Origin of the sequence: Micromonospora sp. NPDC047187 (assembly GCF_040643355.1) — a bacterium.
Lineage (GTDB): Bacteria > Actinomycetota > Actinomycetes > Mycobacteriales > Micromonosporaceae > Micromonospora > Micromonospora salmantinae.
In genome coordinates this window covers 136,864-159,941 of record NZ_JBEYUF010000009.1, presented here as the reverse complement: position 1 = coordinate 159,941, position 23,078 = coordinate 136,864, and the positions used below count along the sequence as shown (strand labels likewise).

21 protein-coding genes are annotated in these 23,078 nt (G+C 72.0%); 10 read left to right on the top strand and 11 right to left on the bottom strand.

Annotation, left to right across the window (positions count from 1 at the left end; all coding sequences use genetic code 11):
* The first annotated feature begins 292 nt into the window (after positions 1–292).
* Both ABZ794_RS17395 and ABZ794_RS17390 read left to right on the top strand, forming a co-directional pair.
* Positions 293–1,405 (top strand): TOMM precursor leader peptide-binding protein, encoded by a 1,113-nt coding sequence (locus ABZ794_RS17395; protein ID WP_357516251.1) that lies wholly within the window; start codon positions 293–295, stop codon positions 1,403–1,405.
* Complete coding sequence (locus ABZ794_RS17390; protein WP_210786457.1) at positions 1,402–2,748, top strand: AarF/ABC1/UbiB kinase family protein; 1,347 nt, start codon at positions 1,402–1,404, stop codon at positions 2,746–2,748. The genes ABZ794_RS17395 and ABZ794_RS17390 overlap by 4 nt, the downstream gene beginning before the upstream one ends.
* Positions 2,749–3,063: 315 nt before the next feature.
* Here the strand turns inward: ABZ794_RS17390 and ABZ794_RS17385 are convergent, their stop codons facing one another.
* The 3 genes from ABZ794_RS17385 to ABZ794_RS17375 all read right to left on the bottom strand — a co-directional run bounded on the left by ABZ794_RS17385 (position 3,064) and on the right by ABZ794_RS17375 (position 6,095).
* A complete protein-coding gene (locus ABZ794_RS17385) occupies positions 3,064–3,429 on the bottom strand; it encodes a WhiB family transcriptional regulator (RefSeq protein WP_030490434.1) in 366 nt (121 codons plus the stop codon).
* A gap of 130 nt (positions 3,430–3,559) precedes the next feature.
* Positions 3,560–3,808: a hypothetical protein gene (locus tag ABZ794_RS17380; protein WP_238690297.1), complete on the bottom strand. Its 249-nt coding sequence runs from the start codon at positions 3,806–3,808 to the stop codon at positions 3,560–3,562.
* A gap of 121 nt (positions 3,809–3,929) precedes the next feature.
* Entirely contained in the window at positions 3,930–6,095 is a 2,166-nt protein-coding gene (locus ABZ794_RS17375; RefSeq protein ID WP_210786458.1) for an ATP-dependent DNA helicase UvrD2, read from the bottom strand.
* A 92-nt stretch (positions 6,096–6,187) separates the two neighbouring features.
* Here ABZ794_RS17375 and ABZ794_RS17370 point away from each other — a divergent pair, with 92 nt between their 5' ends.
* Positions 6,188–6,430, top strand: a complete 243-nt coding sequence (locus tag ABZ794_RS17370) for a mycoredoxin (RefSeq protein WP_030337579.1) — start codon at positions 6,188–6,190, stop codon at positions 6,428–6,430.
* Here the strand turns inward: ABZ794_RS17370 and ABZ794_RS17365 are convergent.
* Complete coding sequence (locus ABZ794_RS17365; RefSeq protein WP_210786459.1) at positions 6,420–7,787, bottom strand: MFS transporter; 1,368 nt, start codon at positions 7,785–7,787, stop codon at positions 6,420–6,422. The two genes, ABZ794_RS17370 and ABZ794_RS17365, sit on opposite strands and share 11 nt — an antisense overlap.
* 213 nt (positions 7,788–8,000) lie before the next feature.
* Between ABZ794_RS17365 and ABZ794_RS17360 the strand changes: the two genes are divergently transcribed.
* The 3 genes from ABZ794_RS17360 (at position 8,001) to ABZ794_RS17350 (ending at position 9,784) form a co-directional block, all read left to right on the top strand.
* Positions 8,001–8,981 (top strand): helix-turn-helix transcriptional regulator, encoded by a 981-nt coding sequence (locus ABZ794_RS17360; RefSeq protein WP_210786460.1) that lies wholly within the window; start codon positions 8,001–8,003, stop codon positions 8,979–8,981.
* A 74-nt stretch (positions 8,982–9,055) separates the two neighbouring features.
* Positions 9,056–9,295, top strand: a complete 240-nt coding sequence (locus ABZ794_RS17355) for a DUF397 domain-containing protein (protein ID WP_112583698.1) — start codon at positions 9,056–9,058, stop codon at positions 9,293–9,295.
* Between the two features lie 213 nt (positions 9,296–9,508).
* Positions 9,509–9,784, top strand: a complete 276-nt coding sequence (locus ABZ794_RS17350; protein ID WP_091406149.1) for a hypothetical protein — start codon at positions 9,509–9,511, stop codon at positions 9,782–9,784.
* Between the two features lie 127 nt (positions 9,785–9,911).
* On the opposite strand, the gene nudC is transcribed toward ABZ794_RS17350, so the two are convergent.
* Genes nudC through ABZ794_RS17335 form a run of 3 tightly spaced genes read right to left on the bottom strand, consistent with a single transcriptional unit; the run spans position 9,912 to position 13,562 of the window.
* Positions 9,912–10,871, bottom strand: a complete 960-nt coding sequence (gene nudC / locus ABZ794_RS17345; RefSeq protein WP_210786461.1) for an NAD(+) diphosphatase — start codon at positions 10,869–10,871, stop codon at positions 9,912–9,914.
* A gap of 37 nt (positions 10,872–10,908) precedes the next feature.
* On the bottom strand, positions 10,909–12,255 hold the full coding sequence (locus ABZ794_RS17340; protein WP_210786462.1) for a pitrilysin family protein: 1,347 nt from the start codon (positions 12,253–12,255) through the stop codon (positions 10,909–10,911).
* Complete coding sequence (locus ABZ794_RS17335; protein ID WP_238662768.1) at positions 12,252–13,562, bottom strand: pitrilysin family protein; 1,311 nt, start codon at positions 13,560–13,562, stop codon at positions 12,252–12,254. The genes ABZ794_RS17340 and ABZ794_RS17335 overlap by 4 nt, the downstream gene beginning before the upstream one ends.
* 278 nt (positions 13,563–13,840) lie before the next feature.
* On the opposite strand from ABZ794_RS17335, the gene ABZ794_RS17330 reads away from it, so the two are divergent.
* The 4 genes from ABZ794_RS17330 to ABZ794_RS17315 are packed head-to-tail and all read left to right on the top strand — an operon-like array spanning position 13,841 to position 17,102.
* Positions 13,841–14,905 carry an ABC transporter substrate-binding protein gene (locus ABZ794_RS17330; RefSeq protein WP_357516246.1) on the top strand — a complete coding sequence of 355 codons (1,065 nt, stop codon included), beginning with the start codon at positions 13,841–13,843 and terminating at the stop codon, positions 14,903–14,905.
* On the top strand, positions 14,902–15,681 hold the full coding sequence (locus ABZ794_RS17325; RefSeq protein WP_091406162.1) for an ABC transporter ATP-binding protein: 780 nt from the start codon (positions 14,902–14,904) through the stop codon (positions 15,679–15,681). Before ABZ794_RS17330 ends, ABZ794_RS17325 begins: the two co-directional genes overlap by 4 nt.
* Complete coding sequence (locus tag ABZ794_RS17320; RefSeq protein ID WP_210786465.1) at positions 15,671–16,555, top strand: ABC transporter permease; 885 nt, start codon at positions 15,671–15,673, stop codon at positions 16,553–16,555. Before ABZ794_RS17325 ends, ABZ794_RS17320 begins: the two co-directional genes overlap by 11 nt.
* A gap of 1 nt (position 16,556) precedes the next feature.
* Complete coding sequence (locus tag ABZ794_RS17315) at positions 16,557–17,102, top strand: Rrf2 family transcriptional regulator (RefSeq protein WP_357516244.1); 546 nt, start codon at positions 16,557–16,559, stop codon at positions 17,100–17,102.
* A gap of 42 nt (positions 17,103–17,144) precedes the next feature.
* Here the strand turns inward: ABZ794_RS17315 and ABZ794_RS17310 are convergent, their stop codons facing one another.
* From ABZ794_RS17310 to ABZ794_RS17295, 4 genes are all read right to left on the bottom strand, one after another.
* Positions 17,145–17,345, bottom strand: a complete 201-nt coding sequence (locus tag ABZ794_RS17310) for a hypothetical protein (RefSeq protein ID WP_210786466.1) — start codon at positions 17,343–17,345, stop codon at positions 17,145–17,147.
* A 245-nt stretch (positions 17,346–17,590) separates the two neighbouring features.
* Positions 17,591–18,904, bottom strand: coding sequence for a DEAD/DEAH box helicase (locus ABZ794_RS17305; RefSeq protein ID WP_210786468.1), 1,314 nt, complete (start codon positions 18,902–18,904; stop codon positions 17,591–17,593).
* A gap of 222 nt (positions 18,905–19,126) precedes the next feature.
* Positions 19,127–19,330, bottom strand: coding sequence for a cold-shock protein (locus tag ABZ794_RS17300; RefSeq protein ID WP_007464836.1), 204 nt, complete (start codon positions 19,328–19,330; stop codon positions 19,127–19,129).
* A gap of 226 nt (positions 19,331–19,556) precedes the next feature.
* On the bottom strand, positions 19,557–23,018 hold the full coding sequence (locus ABZ794_RS17295) for a UvrD-helicase domain-containing protein (RefSeq protein ID WP_210786470.1): 3,462 nt from the start codon (positions 23,016–23,018) through the stop codon (positions 19,557–19,559).
* Positions 23,019–23,078: the final 60 nt, after the last annotated feature.

The following is a 23,078-nucleotide window of genomic DNA, read 5'->3' as shown; positions in this document are numbered from 1 at the left end:
TATGGTCTTGTTTTTGTGTCTTTTTTTCTTAAAAACAGCCACCCCCCGGGGGGGCCCCCCCCCCCCCCCCCCGGGGGGGGGGCGGGGGGGGGGGGGGGGGGGCCCCCCCCCCCACCCCCGTTGCCGAATCGGGAGTGCGTGCCAGCGCTGCGGTAGCCCTGTCGGGTGACCGACAACAGGCGCTAAGGGCTGTGGAAAACCCGTCAAATCCTGTGGATAGCGCTGGACAGCGGCCTGACCGCCTGTGGACAACGATCGACTGAACGCGAACACGCGGTCACGATTCGTAACCATGAGCCGTACCGTACTGCCCCGCCCCACCCTGCTGCCCGGCCTCAACCGGCTCTGGCGGGACCGGCACACCCTGCAACTCGGCCTCGGCCCTGGGCCGGCTGCCCTCCTGGAGTTGGCCAACCCCCGCGCCGCCCACCTGCTCGACCTGCTCGACGGCACCCGCAGCGAGCGGACCGTGCTGATCCAGGCGGCGTCCGCCCAGGTCAGCGCCGACGACGCGCGTACCCTGCTCGACGCCCTGCGGGCCGCCGGCCTGTTGGTGGCCGCGCACAGCCTGCTCCCCAGCGACCTGACCGGCCCGGTCCGCGCCCGGCTCGCGGCGGAGGCCGGCGCGCTGGCCCTGGCCGCCGCCCGACTGCCCGGCACCCCCGCCCAGGTCCTGCGTAGGCGGCGGGCGGCCCGCGTCCTGCTCACCGGCGCCGGGGCGCTCGGCGGGCCGCTGACCGTGGCGTTGGCCCAGTCCGGCGTGGGGCAGGTGATTCCCCAGCTCACCGGCTCGGTACGCCCCGTCGACCTGATCGGCACTGGCATCCCCGCCGCCGAACTGGGCGGGCCGCTCGCACCGGCGGTGCGGGCTGCGGTCAACCGCGTCGCACCGGGTACCGGCACCCATCCGAGTCGCGCCGGGCGGATCGACCTGGTGATCCAGCTCGGCACGGACCGGCCTCCCGCGCTGCTCGCCGCCGGTCTCGCCCAGCGCCGGCAGCCGCACCTGCTGGTCACACTGCGCGAAGGCGTACCGGTGATCGGGCCGTTGGTCCGCCCACCAGCCGGGCCCTGCCTGCACTGCGTCGAGCTGCACCGGGCCGACCGTGACCCGGCCTGGCCCCGGCTGGCCGCGCAACTCGCCGCCGCCGACCCGGTGGCCGCCGCAACGACCGGCACGCTGCTCGTCGCCTGCGGGTACGCCCTGGCCGAGGCGCTGACGCAGCTGGACGGCGGCCATCCGGAGACGCTGGGCAGTGCCATGGAGATCACCGGTGCCGGCCGTTTCCGTCGTCGGGGTTGGCCGCCACACCCGGCGTGTGAGTGCTCGCGAGGCCGAGTGTCCGCACCAGCCCGGCCGCAGAGCAGCAGCGGGGCCCTCCGGTCGGTAACAATGACCGGGTGACCGACATCCCGCGCCGCGCCGTGTCCCGCACCGCCAAGCTCGCCGCCCTACCGCTCGGCTTCGCCGGCCGGACCGTTCTCGGGATGGGAAAGCGCGTCACCGGGCTGGCCTCCGACGTGATCTCCGCGGAGATTCAGCAGCGCACCGCCGAGCAGCTGTTCAGCGTGCTGGGCCAGCTCAAGGGCGGGGCGATGAAGTTCGGCCAGGCGCTGTCGGTCTTCGAGGCCGCGTTGCCGGAGGAGATCGCCGCGCCCTACCGGCAGGCGCTGACGAAGTTGCAGGAGGCGGCGCCACCGCTGCCGGCCGCCAGCGTGCACAAGGTGCTGGCCGAGCAGCTCGGCCCCGACTGGCGGGACCTGTTCGTCGAGTTCAACGACGTCCCGGCCGCCGCCGCGAGCATCGGTCAGGTGCACCGCGCGCGCTGGCGCGAGCCGGGCTTCGACGAGTCGGGCGAACCGAACAGCCGTGACGTGGCGGTCAAGATCCAGTATCCGGGGGCCGGCGACGCCCTGCTCGCCGACCTCAAGCAGCTCTCCCGACTGGGCGGAATGTTCCGGGCCATCCAGCCCGGCCTGGACGTCAAGCCGCTCCTGGCCGAGCTGCGCGAACGGATCACCGAGGAGTTGGACTACGAGTTGGAGGCCGAGTCGCAGCGCACCTTCGCCGCCGCGTACGCCGACGACCCGGAGATCTACATCCCCGAGGTGGTCAATGCCTCGCCCCGGGTGCTGGTCACCGAATGGGTGACGGGCACCCCGCTGGCCGACATCATCCGCGAGGGTACCGAGGAGGATCGGGACGAGGCGGGCCGATTGATGGCCACCCTGCACCTCTCCGCGCCGCAGCGGGCCGGGCTGCTGCACGCCGACCCGCACCCGGGAAACTTCCGGCTGCTGCCCGACGGTCGACTCGGGGTGATCGACTTCGGTGCGGTGGCCCGGATGCCGGAGGGCACTCCGGAGCCGATCGGTCGTATCGCCGCGACGGCCCTGCGCGGCGATGCCGACGAGGTCGTGGCCGGGCTGCGGTCGGAGGGGTTCATCGGCTCGGCCGAGGAGATCGACGCCGAGGGGGTGCTCGACTTCATCCGCCCCATGTTGGAGCCCATCGCGGCGGACGGGTTCCGGTTCACCCGGGCCTGGCTACGGGCCGAGGCGGGTCGACTGGCCAGCCCTCGCTCCCCCACGTACCAGCTGAGCAGGCAGCTCAACCTGCCACCGTCGTACCTGCTGATCCACCGGGTGACGCTCGGGTCGATCGGGGTGCTCTGCCAGTTGGAGGCGAAGGCCCCCTACCGGAGCATCCTGGAGCGCTGGCTGCCCGGCTTCGCCCCGGTCGCCTGACCGTCGAGGCCCGGACGGCTGAACACATGGGGAAGGGCGGGTGCCGGTCGGCACCCGCCCTTCTGCGTGGGGTGGTACTAGAGAACACCCAGGTCGCGAGCCGCCTGGTTGCGGCCGGTCATGGCGACGGTACGGGCGGATCGGGTTGCCTCAGTGCTCGTGGTGGTACGACCGGCCTGAGGCCGGCGCATTCGAGCCCGGGTCAACGCTTCGTGGAGTAGTTGCATCTCGAAGGCTCCACTCGGAACGTTCAACATCGTTTTCTCACTCACTGCCGGTGTGCCACCGGCGTAGTTGGAACGGGTCGGGAACATGTCAGGCTGCCAGCCGGACCGCGCCACGCACCTCGGACAGCCCACTGGCCGCCAGGCGCGCCTCGGCCTCGACCCGAAGCTCGGCGTCACGGGCGACGTCCTCCTTACGCGGACGGCCACGGGGCCGCTTACGCGGGACAACCGCGCCACGCTCGAAGATCTCGCCGCCCCAGACGCCCCACGGCTCCGCTCGCTCAACGGCTCCGGCCAGGCACTCGACACGCAGCGGGCAGTCCCCGCAGAGTGACTTGGCCAGCTCGAGCTCGGTGGGCGAGTCGGAGAACCACAGGTCGGGGTCGAACTTCCGGCAGGGCAGGTTCGCCTCCATCTCGACGCTCATGTCGAGGGGGGCCAACGCCAGACTCATCTCCCGGTCACCTCTCTCTCACTTCGATCTCGTGGATCGCATTCCGACGTACTTACGGCGGGCAAAAAACTGAGGCCGCGGATCCCGGTAAGCGGGTTCCGCGGCCTCGAGGTGAGCCGGAGTCTGATGGTCAGACCGGTTTACCTCGAGGTGGAACGCCGCGGACATCCATGCGCTTCTTGGCGACCTGGATGCCATTGCCCGTGAAGCCACTGGTCCCCTCGACTCCAGCGGGCGCGACGGTCAGGATCAGCTCGGCCTGAACCTGGTGCACCTGTGGAACCGACGGTCGTGCGGCCGTAAGGGCCACCCGGACAGCCGACAGCGGAGCGCAGACAGACGGCATCGCCGCCAGACGCTCATAGGTGAAGATCTTCACGGGTGCCACCTCCCTCACGTTCCTCGAATCGACTGGACCGACCTCGTGAGCAGCCGGAATGGCGCCGCTCGCGTGGTGTGTCCTGAGGCTATTCCTCGCGCCGGGGCGAGGGCAAACGAATTTACGACGAGATTTCGAAAGTTTTCTCCGGGCAGACATCGTCCACCCCGGCACCGGCCACGAGGGCCAGCACCGACTCCCCGTAGAGACCCAACTTGCGAGGGCCGATACCGGCGATGGCAATCAACTCCTCCGACCGGCCCGGTCGCCGCTCGGCCAACGCGACAAGCGTCGCGTCGGTGAAGACCACGTACGCCGGGACCTTCTGCGCACCGGCCACCCGCTGCCGCCACTCGCGCAGCCGTTCGTGCAGCTCATCGTCTATGTCGGACGGGCAGGTGGGGCAGCGGCCGAGCTTGCGGTCCGGGCCGGCGAGCAGGGTGGCGCCGCAGATCCGGCAGGAGACGATCTGGGTTCGCCGTCGCTCGGGAGTGCGGGCCGGACCGGCGCCGCCGGTCGCCCGTTCGGTGCCGCCGGAGCGGTCCAGTTGGGGCAGGAACCGCGACGGCCGCCGGGCCCGGCCGCCCGGCGAGCGCGCGGCGGCGTACGACAGCCACAGCCACTCCCGGGCGCGGGTGATCCCGACGTAGAGCAGCCGGCGCTCCTCCTCGACCTGTTCGACGGTCTTGGCGTACGTGGTGGGCAGGGTGCCCTCGGCGAGGCCGACCAGGAAGACGGCGTCCCACTCCAACCCCTTGGCCGAGTGCAGGGACGCCAGCGTCACGCCGTCCACCGTCGGCACGTGCTGCTGGGCGGCCCGGCGCGCCAACTCCTCGGTGAAGTCGGTGAGGGTGACCGGGCGCTCCACCGAGGCGGCTTCGCCGATCGGCACGACCTCGGGGGTGGCCGCGTACTCCTCGGCGAGCTGGACCAGCGCGGACAGCGCCTCCCACCGCTCGCGGGCGGCGCCGCCGGCCGGGGGCGCGTCCGGGGCCCAGCCGACGGCGGTGAGCGCCTCGACGACGGCGGCCGGCAGCGGAGTCTCCCCCGGGATCGAGCGGGTGGCCGCCCGCAGCGCGACCATCGCCTGGCGCACCTCGGTACGTTCGAAGAACCGCTCCGCGCCCTGCACGACGTACGGCACCGCGGCCTCGGTGAGCGCCTTCTCGTACGCCTCGGACTGCGCGTTGACGCGGAACAGCACGGCGATCTCCTTCGCCGGCGTGCCCGCGTCGATCAGCGACCGGCAGCGCGCGGCCACCGCGTTCGCCTCGGCCGGCTCGTCGGTGAAGATCCGCAGGTCCGGCTCGGGGCCGGGCGGGCGTTGCCCGCTCAACTCCAGCCGCAGGCGCGCCTCGGTGCCCCGGGCCTGGGAGATCACCGCGTTGGCCAGCCCGACCACCTGCGGGGTGGAGCGGTAGTCACGGACCAGCCGGACCACTGTGGCGTTGCGGTGCCGGCGGGGGAAGTCGACAAGGTACGCCGAGGTCGCCCCGGTGAACGAGTAGATCGTCTGGCTGGCGTCGCCGACCACTGTCAGGTCGTTGCGGCCAGCCAGCCAGGCGTCCAGCAACCGCTGCTGGAGTGGGTTGACGTCCTGGTACTCGTCGACCACGAAGTGCCGGTACTGGCTGCGGATCTGCTCGCCGACGTCCGGGTGCTCCTCGATGCCCCACACCGCGGCCCGCAGCATGTCCTCGAAGTCGATCACGCCGTTCGAGCGCTTGAGCTGCTCGTACGCGGTGAACACGTCGGCGACCTTCGTCGGCTCGTGCGGTGTGTCGCGCAGCGCCCGGGCCGCGGCCACCACGTAGTCCGTCGGCTCGACCAGCGACGACTTCGCCCACTCGATCTCGCCGGCCAGGTCGCGGGCGGCGGCCCGGTCGGTACGCAGGCCGACCCGGGCGGCGGCGAGGGTGACCAGTCGTACCTTGCTGTCCAGGAGTTCGGGCATGGCGCGGCCGGCCAGCAGCCGGGGCGCGAAGTACCGCACCTGGCGCAGCGCGGCGGCGTGAAATGTCCGCGCCTGGACACCGCTCGCCCCGAGCAGAGTGAGGCGGTGTCGCATCTCGGCGGCGGCGCGGGCGGTGAAGGTGACAGCGAGCACGTGCCGGGGGGAGATCTCCCCGGAGAGCGCCCGGTGGGCGATTCGGGAGGTGATCGCCCGGGTCTTGCCGGTGCCGGCGCCGGCCAGGATGCAGACCGGTCCGGCAGGTGCGGTCACGGCGGAGCGCTGCTCCGGGTCCAGCCCGGCGAGCACCTGTTCCGACGCTGAGTGAACCACCACAACCAGGAATCATCTCAGCTCCTCCCAGCGTTGCAGCGAACAGCCTCGGCTTGATCCGCAAGCCGCGGCCGGAGGAGTTGGAGGATCCGAGGATGCTGACGATGTATTCCACCCCCTGGTGCGGCTACTGCCACCGGCTGAAGTCGCAGCTCGACCGGGAGGGCATCGGGTACGAGGTGGTCGACATCGAGCAGGACCCGAAGGCCGCGGAGTTCGTGATGAGCGTCAACGGCGGCAACCAGACGGTGCCGACGCTGCGCTTCGCCGACGGCAGTGCCCTGACGAATCCCTCGATCACCCAGGTGAAGCAGCACCTGGAGACGCTCAACGCCTGATCTTCCGGTTCATTCTCGGTGCGCGGCCGCCCCACCCGGGGCGGCCGCTCGTCGTGTCCGGGAACGGGTGGCCACGGTCGGTGGGTGTCGGAAGCCCGGCTCGGTCGGCGTCCTCGACCGGACGGCGAGGTGCCGGGAGCGTCGGGCGGGTGGGCGGCGTCGGCGGGCGGGCCCCGGCCGGCGCGCTCAGATGCCGGCCCCGCCACAGGTAGCTGCCGGCGGCCAGGGTGGCCACCCCGACCAGCACGAACAGCAGCCGGTAGTCCAGGAACCCGACCAGCAGGGCACCCGCTCCGATGGAGACCGCCTGCGGCCCGCTGACCACCGCCTGGGTGGCCGCGGCGACCCGGCCGACCAGCGAAGGCGGCGTACGGCGCTGGATCAGCGTGTGCAGACCCACCATCGTCAGCGGGAGCGATACCCCGGCCAGCAGCACCGCCGCGAACCCGAGCCGCAGATCGGGGAACGCGAGCGCGAGCGCGGCCGGCGAGAAGAAGGCGACCCCGGCGGCCAGCGTGCCGACCTCTCCGAGCCGGCGGACCAACGTCGGTGAGCAGAGTCCACCGAGCAACCCGCCGACGCCCTGCACTGTGACCAGCACTCCCACGAACGCGGCATCCCGGTTCAGCCCCTGGTCGACGTAGGCGAAGATGAGCGACTCGCTGAAGCCCATCACCAGTGATCCGAGCCCGTAGCCGAGCAGGGCCCGTCGCAGGGCCGGCTCGCCGGCCAGGTGCCGCAGACCGGCGCCCAGTTCGGCCGGCCACCGCAGCCGTACGGCCGGTGGCAGTTGTTGCGGGGTGGGCAGCGCGGTGACCACCGCCGCCGCGGTCAGAAATCCGACCATGCCGATTCCGGCCAGCGCCCACCCGCCGAGCGCCGCGTAGAGCGCCGCGCCCACCAGCGGGCCGACCAGTCGGATCCCCTGGCGTACGGTCTGGAGCACGCCGTTCGCGTCGGCCAGCAGCTCGACCGGCACCATCTCGCGGATGAGCCCACTGAGCGCCGCGCCGAGCGTGATGGACGAGAGTCCGTACAGGGCGGCCACCAGGTAGACGACCCAGACGTCGCCCGCGTCGCGGACGGTGAACAACGGGGCGAGCAGGGCCGCGGTCAGCACGTTCGCGGCCACGAAGAACGGTCGGCGCGGGTAGCGGTCGACGACCCAGCCGACCAGCGGCGCCAGCGTCATCGGCGCGATGACCGCGAAGATCGTGGCACCGGCCAACCCGTTCGAGCCAGTCAGATCCTTGACCCAGATGGCGAGTGCGAGCAGCAGGATCGACTCGGCGGTCATGCTGGCCAGCAGGCCGCCGAAGAGCAGGCGGAAGTCGGGTCGGCGCAGGATCGTGCGCATGGGTCCCTCCGGCGGGATGGCTGCCCAGGTGGGCGAGGTCGACGGGCCGCGACCGCGGGTCCGTCGTCATCCGGCATTCCCGTGGTGCGATTTTCGCAAGACACGCCCTCGCCGGAACCTCCGACACCGGTCGCGCCGTCCATACTGACCGTGGGGGGCGAATTTCATACAGTTACCGTCGCGTCTGCGGCGGTCGACGGGAAAGAGGACACTGTGCCTCCTGCCGCACCCAGCCCGATCCTGCGTCGTCGCCGGTTGGGCGTCGAGCTGCGCCGCCTCCGTGAGGCCGCGGGCCTCACCGGCGATCAGGTCATCGAGCGTATCGGTTGGGCCTCCGCGTCCAAACTGTCCCGCTTGGAGAACGGCCGCAGCCGACCGGACCCGCAGGACGTCGGCGACCTGCTCGACCTCTACGGCGCCGACCAGGCGCTGCACGACGAGCTGCTGGGCATCACCAACGAGGCCGGCGACATGCGCGGCTGGTTGAAGAACTTCCCGGTGATGACGCAGCAACAGCGCGGTTGGGCCGAGTTGGAGGCGGGCTGCGCGGAGATCTCCGAGTACAACCCGGTGCTGGTGCCGGGCCTGTTGCAGACCCCCGGGTACGCCCAGCTCCGGATCGTGTCGGCCCGGCAGGTGAACGCGGGCGCGGGCGAGCCGGAGCCCGGCGACGAGCCGGAGACAGAGGTGCAGGCGCGGCTGGCCCGCCAGTCGTTGCTGACCCGCGAGCCGCACGCTCCCCGCTACACCGCGGTCTTGGAGGAGGCGGCTCTCGGTCGTCGGGCCGGTCCGCCAGAGGTGCTACACGAACAGCTGCTCCAACTCTGCGAGTTGGCGCTGCTGCCCAACGTGGCCCTGCACGTGCTGCCCCGGGACACCCAGATCGGCAGTTGGTACCTTCCGCCGACCGCCTTCTCGGTCTATCGGTTCGCCGATCCCCTCGATCCGGAGACATTGGCCATCGAAGGTGGCTTCACCGACGTCATGTCGACCGAGTCAATCACGCTAAATCGCTATAAAGTGGTGTTCGAGTGGCTATGCACGGCGGCACTTAACGCCTCGGACACCCTCTCCTGGCTGATCGAGGCAACGGGACGGCTGACCGAGGCGACGCCCCCATCCGCAGTGGCGTTCGGGCCGGCAACGGCGCCGACCCAACGCCGCCGGGAATCAGGGCGACTGACGGACCGGTGATCCACGGGGGACCCTCCGTCGGGACGTGCGGCACCACTCGTCCCATCGGATCGCTGCACATCAGGAGCAGAACCATGAACGAAATCCGCAACACGCCGTCCGTCTCCGCCCACTCGTTGGCGGACGCCCCGTGGCGTACCAGCACACGCAGCCAGACCTCCAACTGCGTGGAGGTCGCCCCACTGGCCACCGGACCGTCGGCGGTCGCCCTGCGCGACAGCAAGGACCGGGGCGGCCCGGTGCTGCTGTTCAACCGCGCGGGATGGCTCGGTTTCATCACCGGGGCGAAGAAGGGCCAGTTCGATCTGAACTGATTCGGTGACTGGTACGGGGCCGTCGGCGCACTGCCGGCGGCCCCGTCGCTTTGCGACGCGGCGACCCTGCTGAGCAGCCATCCGCCGATCGGACGAGGCTCGAAACCGATAGGCGCGTTTCAGTTGCTGGGACGAACACGGGGCGTAACATGGCCCTCGAGTACGTGGAACTTCCACACCGGCTCATCCGTCGCGGTTCATCCGGAGACCCTCATGCGGTTCCTGATCGTTCGCACCGACATCCGCGCCGTCGCTGACGGGGACATCGCCGCCGCCTGGGCGGACGGCCACCGACTTCGCGACGAGACGACCACGCCCGAGCCGCGCCGGCAGATCGTGCACGCCGAGGACCGGGACGCCGCGCTGCTGCTGGCCCGTGCCCTGGCCACCGTCGGCGCGGTCCGTGCCGGCAAGCAACGGGTCAAGGTCCTCCCGCTGATCGAGTCGCGGCCCGCCTTCCGACACAGACCGGGCCGCACCGGCACCTGATTTCACAGGTCGTCCGTCGTGGTCGGACCGGCTCCCCCGCCGCGTTACTCGCACCCGCCGACCACGACGGCCCGTGTTCCCGGCCCGTGACCGCCGCGGCAACGGCGGCCACGGGTCGGGACCGTGCTCAGCGGTCGGCGTCCACCCAGCCGTCCAGCCAGCGGTGAATGAGGAACAGCGCGATCGACGACGGAGGCGGCAGGATCAGCCGGGCCCCGTCGCCCACGTCCACCGTCTGCCCGGCCAACGCCGCCCCGATCTCCCGGCGGGAGAACCACCGGGCGTACGCGATCTCGGACGGGTCGACCCGCACCGGCTCGGTCGGGTTCGCGGTGGCCAGGAAGCCCAGCATCAGCGAGCCGGGGAACGGCCAGGCCTGGCTGCCCACGTACCCGATGCGCTCCACTCCGATGCCCACCTCCTCGCGGACCTCGCGCAGCACGGCCGCCTCCGCCGACTCCCCTGGCTCCACGTAGCCGGCCAGGCAGGAGTAGCGACGACCACCCGGGGTGCCCTGCCAGCCGGCGTTGTTGCCGAGTAGGCAGCGGCCGTCCGGGCCGTCCACGCCGTCATGGACGAGCACGATCATCGCCGGGTCGGTGCGCGGCCAGATCCGCCCACCATTACGGTCCACCCGGGACCAACCCGCCTCGTCCATCGCGGTCGGCGCGCCGGTGATCGTCGAGTAACCGTGTCGGGTATGCCAGTTGACCAGCGCCAACGCGGTGGTGAAAATGCCGGCCTCCCGGTCGGCGAGCAGGTGACCCACCTCCCGGAGGTGGACCGCCCGGGTCCCCGGGATCGCCGGAAGGGGCGCGTCGACAGCGAAGACCGGCACCCCGTCCGGCTCGACACCCAGGAACATCGCCATCGACTCTGACCCGGCGGGCACGTCGCCCGCTCCGAACAGCACCAACGTCGGAGGCGACGTCTCGGTGCGGGCCAGCGTCCGACCGTCGTCGGTCGAATCGAGCAGCAGCACCCGGGCGCGCAACCACGCCTCGGTCAACCACTGCGAGTCACCCCGCCGGTGCGCGGCCCGATCCAGCGTGGACCGCGCCAACGGCGGCGCCGCCTCCCCGCTCACGCCAGCGCTCCGCTGCTGAGCCCCATGGTTCGCTCGCTCACGCCTTCTGCTCGGTGTGGACCGTGGTCAGCGCGGCCAGCCCCGGGGTGACCCGCTCCGCGTCGCCGAGCACCACGATCGCCGCCCGAGCCGGGGCCAGGTAGCGGGCCGCCGCCTGCGCGACGTCGTCGATACTCGCCTTCGCCAACCTCGCCGCGTACTCGGCGAGGAAGTCCAGGCGCAGACCGTTGCCGGCGTACGCGCTGGTCAACGCCGCCAACCCGGCCTGGGTGGACATGCCGAGCTGGAGGGTGCCCAGGGCGTACTGCCGGGCCTGCTCCAACTCCTCGGGCTTCGGCGGCAGCGACGCCAACCGGCCCAGCTCGTACGTCGTCTCCAGCAGCGCCGGGCCGGTGACCTCGGTGGCCACGTCGGCGGCGGCGACCAGCACCGACCCGGCGACGGAGTGCTCGATCACCGAGTGCGGGCCGTACGTGTAGCCCTTGTCCTCGCGGATGTTCTCCACCCACCGGGAGGAGAAGTAGCCGCCGAAGATCAGGTTGGCCAGTTGCAGCGGGGCGTGGTCCGGGTCGGTGCGCGACACCGCCGGCAACGCGATCCGCAGCGAGGACTGCACCGAGCCCGGCCGGTCGATCAGCAGCAGCGGCCCCGGCTCCAGCGGCGGGGTCGCCGGCAGCTCGGCCACCCGCCCGGCACCCGACCAGCCGCCGAGCGCGCGCTCGGCCGCGTCCAGTGCCTTCTCCGGCTGCACGTCGCCGACCAGCACCAACTGCGCGCCGGTCGGGTGGACCCGCTCCGAGTGCAGGGTGCGCAGCGCGGCCGGTCGGACGGCACGGATCTGGCCGGGCTCCGGCGTCTGCGTCGCGTACGGGTGACGGCCGTAGATCCGCTTGAGCAGCGCCTCCCGGGCCAGGTGCGAAGGCTGGCTCTGCGCCACCTGGATCCGGTCGACCAGCCGGTCCCGTTCGGTGGCCACCTCGTCACTCGGGTAGCTGGCGCCGGTCAGCACCTCGGCCAGCAGCTCCAGCATCCGGTCCAGACCGGTGACCAGGCCGGCGCCGGAGAGCATCAGCCGGTCCGGGTCGACGCCCGCGGAGAGCCCGCCGCCCACCTTCTGCAACTCGGCGGCGATCTGCACGCTGGTCATCGACTCGGTGCCGGAGAGCATTGTCTGCGACAGCATCGCGCCGCGGGCCAGGTGGACCCGGCCGAACGGCACCCAAAGCCGCAGTTCGACAAGGGGCACGGCGGGCCGGCGTACGGCGATCACTGTGAGCCCGTTGCGCAGCGTGCGCTCGGCCTGCTTGGGCACCTTGAGCTTGCGGGTCGGCCCGAGCGGCGGCAGCGTACGAGGCCCGACCTGGGCAGTGGTGGTAGTCGTCATCGGGCGCCTCCGGCGATGACCTCGATGGCGGCCCGGCGCTCCGGGCGCAGGGTGGCTGCGGCGGCCCGGACCTGTTCCTCGGTGACCTCGCCGACCAGCCTGGGCAGTTCGTTGAGCAGACCCGGTTCGCCGCGTTGCTGCTCCAGCACGGCCATCCGCAGCGCCCGACCGAGCACCGCGTCGGTGTCCCGCAGCAGGTGGGTCGCCATCCGGGCCTGGGTGCGGGCCAGTTCACCGTCGGTCAGCCCGTCGGTGGCCAGCCGGTCCAGCTCCTCGTCGATGGTGCGCAGCACCTTGTCCACATCGCCACCGGGCGGCAGGTGCGCCTGCAACAGCAGCGCTGTGGGGTCGCGGACGTCGAACGGGTCGCCCATGAAACCGAGGTATCCGCCGAGGCTGGTCACCGTGCGGTCCCGCTGCACGAGCCGTTCCACCAGCCGCGACGCGTCGCCGTCGGTGAGCACCTCGGCCAGCACCACGTACGGCAGGTAGCCGGCGAAGTCGGTGACCGGGTCGGGCACGCGCCAGGCGCCGGCCACCGCCGGCAGCGGCGCCAGGGCATCGGTGTACGAGGTGCGCCGCTCGGCGCTCAGGTCGGGCTCGGTGAAGTCGGGCCGTTGGGGTGCCGGCCGGGCCGGCACGTCGCCGAAGTGCCGGGTGACCAGCTCGGTCGCCTCGGCCACGTCGATGTCCCCGCTGACCGCCAGCACGGCGTTGCCGCTGGCGTAGTACCGGCGGAAGAAGTCCGCGGCGTCGGCGACGGTCGCCGACTCCAGGTCGTCGAAGGAGCCGTAACCGTCGTGGGCGTTCGGGAAGGTGTCGAACATGACCGGCGGCAGAGTGAGCCAGGGGAAGCCGCCGTACGGCCGGTTGAGGACGTTGACCCGGATCTCCTCCTTGACCACGTCGACCTGGTTGCGCAGGTTTTCCTCGGTCAGCCGGGGGCCCCGCATCCGGTCCGCCTCCAGGAACAGCGCGCGCTCCAGCGCGTTGCTCGGCAGCGTCTCGAAATAGTCGGTGTAGTCCAGGTGGGTGGAGCCGTTGAAGGTGCCACCCGCGCCCTGCACGTGCCGGAAGTGGGCCAGCTTCTCCAGGTTCTCCGAGCCCTGGAACATCAGGTGCTCGAAGAGGTGGGCGAAGCCGGTACGCCCCTCCGGCTCCGAGCGGATGCCGACGTCGTAGACCACCGCCACCCCGATCACCGGGGCACTGCGATCGGGGGTGAGCACCACCCGCAGGCCGTTGTCGAGGGTGAACCGCTCGACCGGATACTTCGTCGCTGGAATTCTGGATCTCCGCGCCGCCACGGAGTCGACCCTAGCGCGTCGACACCTCCGCCACCCGCGACCTTCCCGGAGCCGCCGCGACCGGGGCCGTCACCAGGGGCAGCACCTCGGCGCCGACCCGCTCGGCCTCCTCACGGTGCGGCCAGCCGGAGAGGATGAACCCGCCGACGCCCTCGCGGCACCTTCGGTGACGGTGGCTGAGACCCGCCATCCCGCCATATGGATGGGCCTTGACGCTGACCGCGGCCTGACCCACTCTTCCTACCAACTAAGTAGGAATACTGCGGATTGGACGGACGATGAGACGGCTCCCCCTGCGCCGGTTGGTCACCCTGGTCACCCTCGCCGCCCTCGGCGCGGCGACCCTGGGCAGCACCGCCGCGTGCGGCGACGACAGCGAGGGCGCGGGCGGCAGCTCCGGCCCGGTGACGCTGCGCCTCGGCTACTTCCCCAACATCACCCACGCACCGGCGGTCGTCGGCGTGGAGAAGGGCATCTTCGCGGAGAAGCTCGGCGCCAACGTCAAACTGGACCCGAAGACCTTCAACGCCGGCCCGGCCGCCATCGAGGCGGTCTTCTCCGGAGCGCTGGACGCCACCTACATCGGTCCGAACCCGACGGTGAACGCCTTCTCCAAGTCCAAGGGTGAGGCCGTCCGGGTCATCTCCGGCGCGGCCTCCGGCGGCGTGGCGCTGGTCGTCAAGCCCGGCATCACCGGCGCGCAGGACCTGAAGGGCAGGAAGATCGCCACCCCGCAGCTGGGCAACACCCAGGACGTGGCGATCCGTTACTGGCTCAAGCAGCAGGGCCTCAAGACCACCAAGGAGGGTGGCGGCGACGTCAAGATCGTGCCGCAGGAGAACGCCCAGACCATCGAGACGTTCAACAGCGGCGCGATCGACGGCGCCTGGGTGCCTGAGCCATTCGTCTCCCGCCTGGTCAACGCCGGCGGCAAGGTGCTCGTCGACGAGCGCGACCTGTGGCCGGACAAGAAGTTCGTCATCACCAACCTGCTCGTGAGCACGAAGTTCCTCAAGGCGCACCCGGACGTGGTGCAGAGGCTGGTCGACGGTCAGGTGGCCGCCAACGAGTTCGTCAACACCAAGCCGGACGAGGCGCAGCAGGCCATCTCCGACGCGATCGGCAAGATCACCGGCAAGCCGCTGGACCTGAAGCTGATCAAGCAGGCATGGCCGACGTTGGAGTTCACGAACGACCCGATCTCGTCCTCCCTGAAGGCCGGGCTCGACCACGCAGTCGACGTGGACCTGACCGAGCCGGTGGACCTCAAGGGCCTGTACGACCTGAAGTACCTCAACAACGCGCTCAAGGCGCAGGGCAAGCCCGAGGTCGTCCAGCCATGACGTCGACCACGACGACGCCGCAGAGCGCGACCACCGCGGTCGCGCTCTCCGGCGTGACCAAGGTGTACGGGCGCGGGGCGAACGCCGTCCTGGCCCTGGACGGCGTGTCGCTGGACGTCGCGCCCGGCGAGTTCGTCTGCCTGGTCGGCGCGTCCGGCTGCGGCAAGAGCACCCTGCTCAACCTGGTGGCCGGGCTGGACCGGGTCAGCGGTGGGCAGATCACCCTCGCCGGCGACGCCAACCCGGGGCTGATGTTCCAGGAGCCGGCGCTCTTCCCGTGGCTGACCGTCGACGCCAATGTGGAGGTGCCCCTCAAGCTGCGTCGACTGCCCCGGGCCCAACGCCGCGAGCGGGTCGCCGAGTTGCTGCGCACGGTGCACCTGGCCGACTTCGGCCGCAAGCGCCCGCACGAGCTCTCCGGCGGAATGCGGCAGCGCGTCGCGCTCGCCCGCACGCTGGCCCTGGACACTCCGGTGCTGCTGATGGACGAGCCGTTCGGCGCGCTGGACGCGATGACCCGGGACATCCTGCACGACGAGCTGGAACGGATCTGGTCCGAGCGCAAACTCTCGGTGCTCTTCGTGACGCACAACGTCCGCGAGGCGGCCCGGCTGGCCGACCGGATCATCCTGCTCTCCAGCCGACCCGGCCGGATCATCTACTCCACCGAGGTGGACATCCCGCGCCCTCGCCGGATCGACTCCCCCGAGGTCGCCGCCATCGCCGCCGAGGTCACCGAGCGGCTCCGTACGGAGGTGGGCCGCCATGGCCAGTGACACCCTCACCAGTTCGGCGCGTACCGACGCGGAGATCACCGGCCTCGACGCGCTGGAGATCGCCGGCCGGGACAAGGAGGTCTCCCGGGGCGCCCGGATCTGGGCGGCCACCTGGCCCAAGCTCGCCGCCCTGGCCATCACCATCGCCGCCTGGCAGTTCGTGGTCTGGACGGGTTGGAAGCCACCGTACTCGTTGCCGGGGCCGCTGGAGGTCGGCCGCGAGCTGATGACCCAGGCCCAGGGTCCGCAGCTCTGGGAAGGCATAGCCACCACGTTGCGCCGGGCCGCCCTCGGGTACGTCTTCTCGGTCGCCGTCGGCCTGCTGCTGGGCCTCGCGGTGGCCCGGTCCACGGTGCTGCGCGCCGCCATCGGCTCGATGATCACCGCGTTGCAGACCATGCCGTCGATCGCCTGGTTCCCGCTGGCCATCCTGCTCTTCGAGCTGAGCGAGAAGGCGATCTTCTTCGTGGTGGTGCTCGGCGCGGCACCGTCGATCGCCAACGGGGTGATCTCCGGGGTGGACTACGTGCCGCCGCTGCTGGTGCGCGCCGGCCGCAACCTTGGTGCCCGAGGGCTCAACCTCTACCGGTACGTCATCGCACCGGCCGCCCTCCCGGCGATCGTCGCCGGGCTCAAGCAGGGTTGGGCGTTCTCCTGGCGCAGCCTGATGGCAGGTGAGCTGCTCGTGGTGGGCATCTCGCAGACCTCGCTCGGCGCCCAGCTCACCTACTCGCGCGAGTTGTCCGACTCACCCTGGCTACTCTCCACGATGATCGTCATCCTGGTCGTCGGCCTGGTCGTGGACGCCGCGTTCGGCGCTGCGGACAAGGCGATCCGGCGCCGCTGGGGCGTACTGGACCAGGCTGGTCAGTGACGTGTTCGTCTCCGCGCGCAGTGACTACGCGCTCCGGGCGATGCTCGCCGTCGCCGCCGCCGGTGGTGCTGACGGCGACGGCGGCGGTGGCGACCGGGTCGGCGAGTTGGTGAAGGCGGCCAGCCTGGCCGAGGTGCAGGACATCCCGCTCAGCTTTCTGCAGGGCATCCTGCTCGACCTGCGCCGGGCCGGTCTGCTGCACAGCCATCGCGGCGCCGACGGCGGGTACGCGCTCACCCGCCCAGCCGACGAGATCACCGTCGGAGACGTACTGCGTGCGGTCGGCGGCTCGCTCACCACGGTGCGCGGTCTGCCGGCCGAGCGGGCCGGCTATCACGGAGTGGCCGCCGGGCTCACCGACGTCTGGCTGGCGGTGCACGGGGCGATCGCCACTGTGGTCGACAGCACCACCCTGGCCGACCTGCTCACCCACGCCATATCTACATCCGAAAGTGCAAGATCGGCGCCGGGAGGGGGCGCGGAGGGGCGAGGCGATGTGGCCGGGCCGGTGCCCCGCCGACCCGACCACACCTCGTACCGATCCTGACCGGACCTGCCCCTCCGCCGGCACCGGTAGGCCGGTCGCTGCTCAGCCCACGTGTGCGGTCGCCGGGGCGAGGCCCGGGTCGCCAGGACTGTGCATCTCCACCAGACCGGCGGGAGCGTTGCCCGCCGAGGTGGCATGCCAGGGCGCGAAGGCCGCAACCATGGCGAGCAACAACCCGGCGAGCGCGACCGCGACCACCAGGATCAGTTCACGCAGCGCGCCCGAGCCGGCTTCGCCCGCCATGGTCACCCCTCCCGTGCCGGGCCCCCCGCCCGACATCCCCCGTCGATCAGCCTCGACCACGACCGGCCGGGGCGCAGTCGGCCAGCCGACCCAGCGGAGGCTGATTACCGACTCAGCAGAGGGGCCACCCGGCGCGACCTGCCGACCGGTCGGGCCGCACGGACAGCCGACCGGCCCCGGCACACCGCGCAGAAAAAACCGACCCGCCCCGCCGAAGCGGGACGGGTCGGTCGACGCGCAGAGGATCAGACGGTACGGGGACGACGCGGCCGACGGGACCGGCCCGACGCGCGGTGCGCCGGACGGGCGCCACCGTCGGCGGCCGAGCCGCCGGAGGTACGGGCCCGAGAGGCGGGCGCCGGCGGAGCGACGATGGTCACCGGCACACCGGACGGCTCGCGGGCACCGGTCACCCGGGCCAGCGCTCCGTCACCCGCGCGCACCTGGACCGACTCGGGCCGGATACCAGCGGTGGCCATCAGCCGGGACACGTCCCGGCGCTGCTCCGGCAGGACCAGCGTGACCACGGAACCGGACTCGCCGGCCCGGGCGGTACGGCCGCCCCGGTGCAGGTAGTCCTTCGCCTCGGTCGGCGGGTCCACGTTGACCACCATGTCCAGGCCATCCACGTGGATGCCACGGGCCGCCACGTCGGTGGCGACCAGGGCGGTCACCTGACCGTTGCGGAACTGCTCCAGGATCCGGGTGCGCTGCGGTTGGGACTTGCCGCCGTGCAGCGCGGCCGCGCGTACGCCCTTGGAGAGCAACTGGCGGGCCAGCCGGTCGGCGCGGTGCTTGGTGCCCATGAACAGGATGGTGCGGCCCTCACGGGCGGCGATCCGGGTCAACGCGTCGGGCTTGTCCGCAGCGTCGACGTGCAGCACGTGGTGGGTCATCGCGGTGACAGTCGCGGTGCCCGGGTCGACCGAGTGGGTGACCGGGTTGCTCAGGAAGCGGCGGACCAACCGGTCCACGCCGCCGTCCAGGGTCGCGGAGAAGAGCATCCGCTGCCCCTGCGGCGCGACCTGCTCCAGCAGCTTGGTGACCTGCGGCAGGAAGCCCATGTCAGCCATCTGGTCGGCCTCGTCGAGCACGGTGATCTCGACCTGGTCGAGCCGGGCGTCGCCACGGTTGATCAGGTCGTGCAGCCGACCGGGGGTGGCGACGACAACCTCGGTGCCGGCGCGCAGGGCGTCCGCCTGCCGCTGCAACGACAGGCCGCCGACCACTGTGGCGCAGCGCAGCCCGACGGCGCGGGCGTACGGGGCCAGGGCGGTGGTGACCTGCTGAGCCAGCTCGCGGGTCGGCACCAGCACCAGAGCCAGCGGGCGGCCCGGCCGCGCCTTACGGCCGGCGGTGCGGGACAGCAGCGGCAGCCCGAAGGCGAGGGTCTTGCCGGAGCCGGTACGACCCCGGCCCAGCACGTCCCGGCCGGCGAGCGAGTCGGGCAACGTCGCCGACTGGATCGGGAACGGCTCGTTGATGCCCTGCGCGGTCAGCGCGGTGAGCAACGCCGGCGCCAGACCGGTATGAGCGAACGAAGGAATAACTGTGGTCATGCGGAAGCCTTCCTCGACGCGGCACGTGTCGAGGAAGGGCGCCGAAGTCGGCGCTGTCACCAGCGGAAAAGGCCGCCAGGACTCACAAGCACGAACCGAAAGGGAGTACAGGCCGGCCCGCCGCCGGGCCGCTACCTGCGTACGCAGGCGGCAGCGGGGCGGGCCGGTCCCGTCACCGTCACACCCGGAGGGCGCGACAGGTAATGCTGACCGATCCGAAGATCAGAGCGGGCGGATGTTCTCCGCCTGCGGGCCCTTCTGGCCCTGGGTCACCTCGAACTCGACCCGCTGGTTCTCGTCCAGGCTCCGGTAGCCGGAGGACTGGATCGCCGAGAAGTGGGCGAAAACGTCGGCGCCGCCGCCGTCGGGGGTGATGAAGCCGAAGCCCTTGTCAGCGTTGAACCACTTCACGGTGCCAATAGCCATGTGTTTCGTCTCCTTGACGGAACGTCGGACACGCACTTGTTGCGTGCCCGAAGAGGAGCGCTCCGCGCGGGGATGCGCGAATCGCCTGTCGCTTCTGGTCGCCCCGCCCGGAGAACTCCGGACACAACAAAGAGCGCCTGGGGCCACAATCCCGCCAGGCGCACACAGAGTCTCTGGTAACCAAAACTGCAACCCGGTCAACCTACCACGGTTTTCCCCGCAGTGGTCAACGTTGGGCAGAATCCTCGGGCAACTGGGCGATCATGGCCGTGAGGCCCGTCACATCCAGCAGGTCGGCGGGCCGGACGGTCACCCCGTGGCGGACGTAGTGGAACGCCGCGCCCACCCGGTCGACCGGCACGCCGGCCAACTCCGCCCAGGCCAGCCGGTACACCGCCAGCTGCACGGCGGCCACGTCGGCCGCCGGCCCGGATGGCTGCGCGCCAGTCTTCCAGTCGACCACGTCGAACCGGCCACCCGGCCGGGCGAAGACCGCGTCCATCCGGCCCCGCACCACGACACCGGCGATCACAGTGGCGAACGGCACCTCCACCTCCACCGGCGACCGGTCGGCCCACTCGCTGGCCAGGAACCGCTCCTGAAGCTCGACCAGCGCCTCGTCGGGTGCGGCATCGGCGTCGGCCGCGCCCGGCAGCTCGTCCAGGTCCAACAGGCGGTCGGCACCGAAGCGCTGCTCCAACCAGGCGTGGAAGGCGGTGCCTCGACGGGCGTACGGGTTGGGTTCGGCCGGCACCGGGCGACGCAGCGTACGGGCCAGCGCCGCCGGATCACGCCGCAGCGCGACCAGTTGGGTGACGCTCAGCGCCCCGGGCAGCGCCACCTCGACCGCACCGGAGAGCCGGGTCAGCTCGGCGCGCTCCGCCAACAGCAGGTCCGCCTCGCGCTGCCAGCGCGCCACCTCCGGATCCACCTCCGGCTCGACCGGCTCGACCTCGATCGACGGCACCGGCCCGGCAAGCACCGGCCCGACCGGCGGCACCGGCCCGACCGGCCCGGGGAGCACCGGCCCGACCGGCCCCGGGAGCGCCGCCGCCGGACCGTCGGCCATCAGGCGACGCACCAGCCCGGCCGCCTCGGCCAACGCCGGCCGGCGACCGCCCAGCGGGTCGGCGGGCCACTCCGCGCGGAGCACCACCTCGGCCGTGGGGTTCGTCGCGTCGGGAGTCGGCTCCGGCGCCCAGGCGTCGATCAGGTGCCCCGGCCCGCCGTCGAGGCAGGCGTCGTACACCTCACGCAGGAAGACCGACGGACCTCGCGGTCGCTTCGTGCCCTCCCCCCACCAGTAACCGGAGCAGAGCAGCAGCCGGCGCGGCCGGGTGACCGCCACGTACGTCAGCCGGCGTTCCTCCCGCTCGTCGTGGGCCCGCCACGCGTCGGTGAAGTCGGTCACCGCCCGCGCCACGGCCCGCTGGTCCCCCGCCTCGTCGAGTGCCAACTCGGGCAGGCCGTCGGCGTCGCCGCGCAGCGGGAACGGCAGCACACCCAGCCCACCCAGCCAGTGGTCGGAGTTGCGGACCGGCCCCGGCCACAGCCCACGACTGAGCCCGGCCACCGCAACGACGTCCCACTCCAGGCCCTTGGCGGCGTGCGCGGTGACCACCTGCACCGCGCCCTCCACCACCTCGACCTCGCCCGGCGCCAGACCGCGCTCCTCGTCCTCGGCGGCGGCCAGGTAGGACAGGAATCCGGACAGGGTCGCGCCGGGCGTCTCCCCGCTGAACCGGGCCGCCACGTCGCCGAGCGCGTCCAGATGCCCCCGGGCCAGGCCCGCGTCGCCGGCGCCGTCCCGGCCGGCCCGCACCGCGACCTCCACGTCCAGGCCGATGGTCCGCTCGATGTCCGCGATCAGGTCCGGCAGCGCCTGGTCCAGCCGGTAGCGCAGCAGCGCCAACTCCCGGCCGTACGCGCGCAGCCGCGCGAACCCCTCCGCCGAGTACGCCTGCGCCGGCCCGAGGTCGGCCAACGCCTCCACCAGAGTCGCCTCGTCCAACAGGTCTGGGCTGATCTCCGATGCCTCGTCGGCGGCCACCTGTCGCCGAGCGTTCGCGATGGCCCGCGCTCGCCGGTGCAACGCCACCAGGTCACGTGGCCCGATCCGCCAACGGGCGCCGGTGAGCAACCGCAGCAGCGCGGCGCCATCGGTCGGGTCGGCCAGGACCCGCAGCGTGCAGACCACATCGCGTACCTCGGGGGTGTCCAGCAGGCCGCCCAGCCCGACCACCTCGACCGGTAGGCCCCGCTCGCGCAGAGCCGACTCGATCGCCGGGATCTGGCTGCGCACCCGGACCAGCACGGCTGTCGTCGGACGGCGGTCCACCGGGATGTGTTCCGGGGCCGCGCCCGGCATCCCGGCCGCCCCACGCCAGGCGGCGAGCACGCTGTCGGCGATCCAGTCGGCCTCGTCGGCGTACGTGGGCAGCATCGCGCAGTGCACGGTGCCGCCGGCCGCGCCGCCCGGGCTGCGGTGCGGGATCGGGTCCCGGACGGTCAGCGCGGAGCGCAGCTCCGGCACCCGGGCACCCGCCGCCCGCAGCGGGGTGGAGAGCGCGTTCGCCACCCGGAGGATCTCCGGGCGGTTGCGCCAACTCGTGGTGAGCCCCAGCGCCGGGGCCGGCTCCCCGTTGGCGCGGGCGAACTCGGTGGGGAACCGGTCCAGGGTGCCCGCGCTGGCCCCCCGCCAGCCGTAGATCGACTGGCACGGGTCGCCCACCGCGGTCACCGGGTGCCCGCCACCGAACAGCGCGTTGAGCAACACCACCTGGGCGTGGCTGGTGTCCTGGTACTCGTCGAGCAGCACCACCCGGAAGCGGTCCCGCTCGATCACGCCGACCCCCGGGTGGTCCCGGGCCACCCGGGCCGCCCGGGCGAGCTGGTCGGCGAAGTCCATCGCCTCGAAGTCCTCCTTGCGCCGGGCGTACGCCCGCACCAGCGGCAACAGGCGCAACCGGGTCTGCTGGAGGGTGAGCGCCTTGCGCACGTCGGCGTACACCCGACCCGGCCGGGACTGCACCTCGGCGAAGAACCGACCGGTCCAGGCCGCCAGGTCGTCCGGCGCGACCAGATGCTCGTCCAGCTCCCCGGCCAGCGCCAGCACCGCGTCGGTGATGGTGCTCGGCATCCGGTCCACCTCGGACATGTCGCCGTCGTAGTTGCGCACCAGCAGGTCGACCAACTGCCAGCGGGACGCCTCGGTGAGCAGCCGGGTGGACGGCTCGTAGCCGGCCCGCAGCCCGTGCTCGGTGACGATCCGCCCCGCGTACGAGTGGTAGGTGGAGACGGTGGGCTCACCCGCGAGCGGATCGTTCAGCGGATCCCGTCCCTGCCGGCCGAGTCGGCGGATCAGCTGGTCGAGCCGGGTCCGTATCCGATGGGCCAGTTCGCCGGCCGCCTTGCGGGTGAAGGTCAGCCCGAGGATCTGCTCCGGCCGCACGTACGAGTTGGCCACCAGCCAGACCACCCGGGCGGCCATCGTCTCGGTCTTGCCCGACCCTGCCCCCGCGACCACGAGCAGCGGCTCCACCGGGGCGGCGATGATCGCGGCCTGCTCCCGGGTGGGTGCCGGCAACCGCAGCAGCTTGGCCAGCTCCACCGGTGTGTACCGGGGGCCGGAGTCCGCGAGTCGGGGCGTCGGGGCGGGGCCCGCGCCGAACAGGGTGGGCTGACTCACGGTGCCGTCTCAGTTCCCAACACCGGCGTACTCCTCGCCCTCACGGTGCCATCTCAGTTC

Excerpts from the sequence above, each read along its gene's own strand:
- ABZ794_RS17395 (WP_357516251.1), top strand. The coding sequence starts at position 293 with ATGAGCCGTACCGTACTGCCCCGCCCCACCCTGCTGCCCGGCCTCAAC.
- ABZ794_RS17385 (WP_030490434.1), bottom strand. The coding sequence starts at position 3,429 with ATGAGTCTGGCGTTGGCCCCCCTCGACATGAGCGTCGAGATGGAGGCG.
- ABZ794_RS17370 (WP_030337579.1), top strand. The coding sequence starts at position 6,188 with ATGCTGACGATGTATTCCACCCCCTGGTGCGGCTACTGCCACCGGCTG.
- ABZ794_RS17365 (WP_210786459.1), bottom strand. The coding sequence starts at position 7,787 with ATGCGCACGATCCTGCGCCGACCCGACTTCCGCCTGCTCTTCGGCGGC.
- ABZ794_RS17355 (WP_112583698.1), top strand. The coding sequence starts at position 9,056 with ATGAACGAAATCCGCAACACGCCGTCCGTCTCCGCCCACTCGTTGGCG.
- ABZ794_RS17350 (WP_091406149.1), top strand. The coding sequence starts at position 9,509 with ATGCGGTTCCTGATCGTTCGCACCGACATCCGCGCCGTCGCTGACGGG.
- ABZ794_RS17340 (WP_210786462.1), bottom strand. The coding sequence starts at position 12,255 with ATGACGACTACCACCACTGCCCAGGTCGGGCCTCGTACGCTGCCGCCG.
- ABZ794_RS17330 (WP_357516246.1), top strand. The coding sequence starts at position 13,841 with ATGAGACGGCTCCCCCTGCGCCGGTTGGTCACCCTGGTCACCCTCGCC.
- ABZ794_RS17325 (WP_091406162.1), top strand. The coding sequence starts at position 14,902 with ATGACGTCGACCACGACGACGCCGCAGAGCGCGACCACCGCGGTCGCG.
- ABZ794_RS17320 (WP_210786465.1), top strand. The coding sequence starts at position 15,671 with ATGGCCAGTGACACCCTCACCAGTTCGGCGCGTACCGACGCGGAGATC.
- ABZ794_RS17310 (WP_210786466.1), bottom strand. The coding sequence starts at position 17,345 with ATGGCGGGCGAAGCCGGCTCGGGCGCGCTGCGTGAACTGATCCTGGTG.
- ABZ794_RS17305 (WP_210786468.1), bottom strand. The coding sequence starts at position 18,904 with ATGACCACAGTTATTCCTTCGTTCGCTCATACCGGTCTGGCGCCGGCG.
- ABZ794_RS17300 (WP_007464836.1), bottom strand. The coding sequence starts at position 19,330 with ATGGCTATTGGCACCGTGAAGTGGTTCAACGCTGACAAGGGCTTCGGC.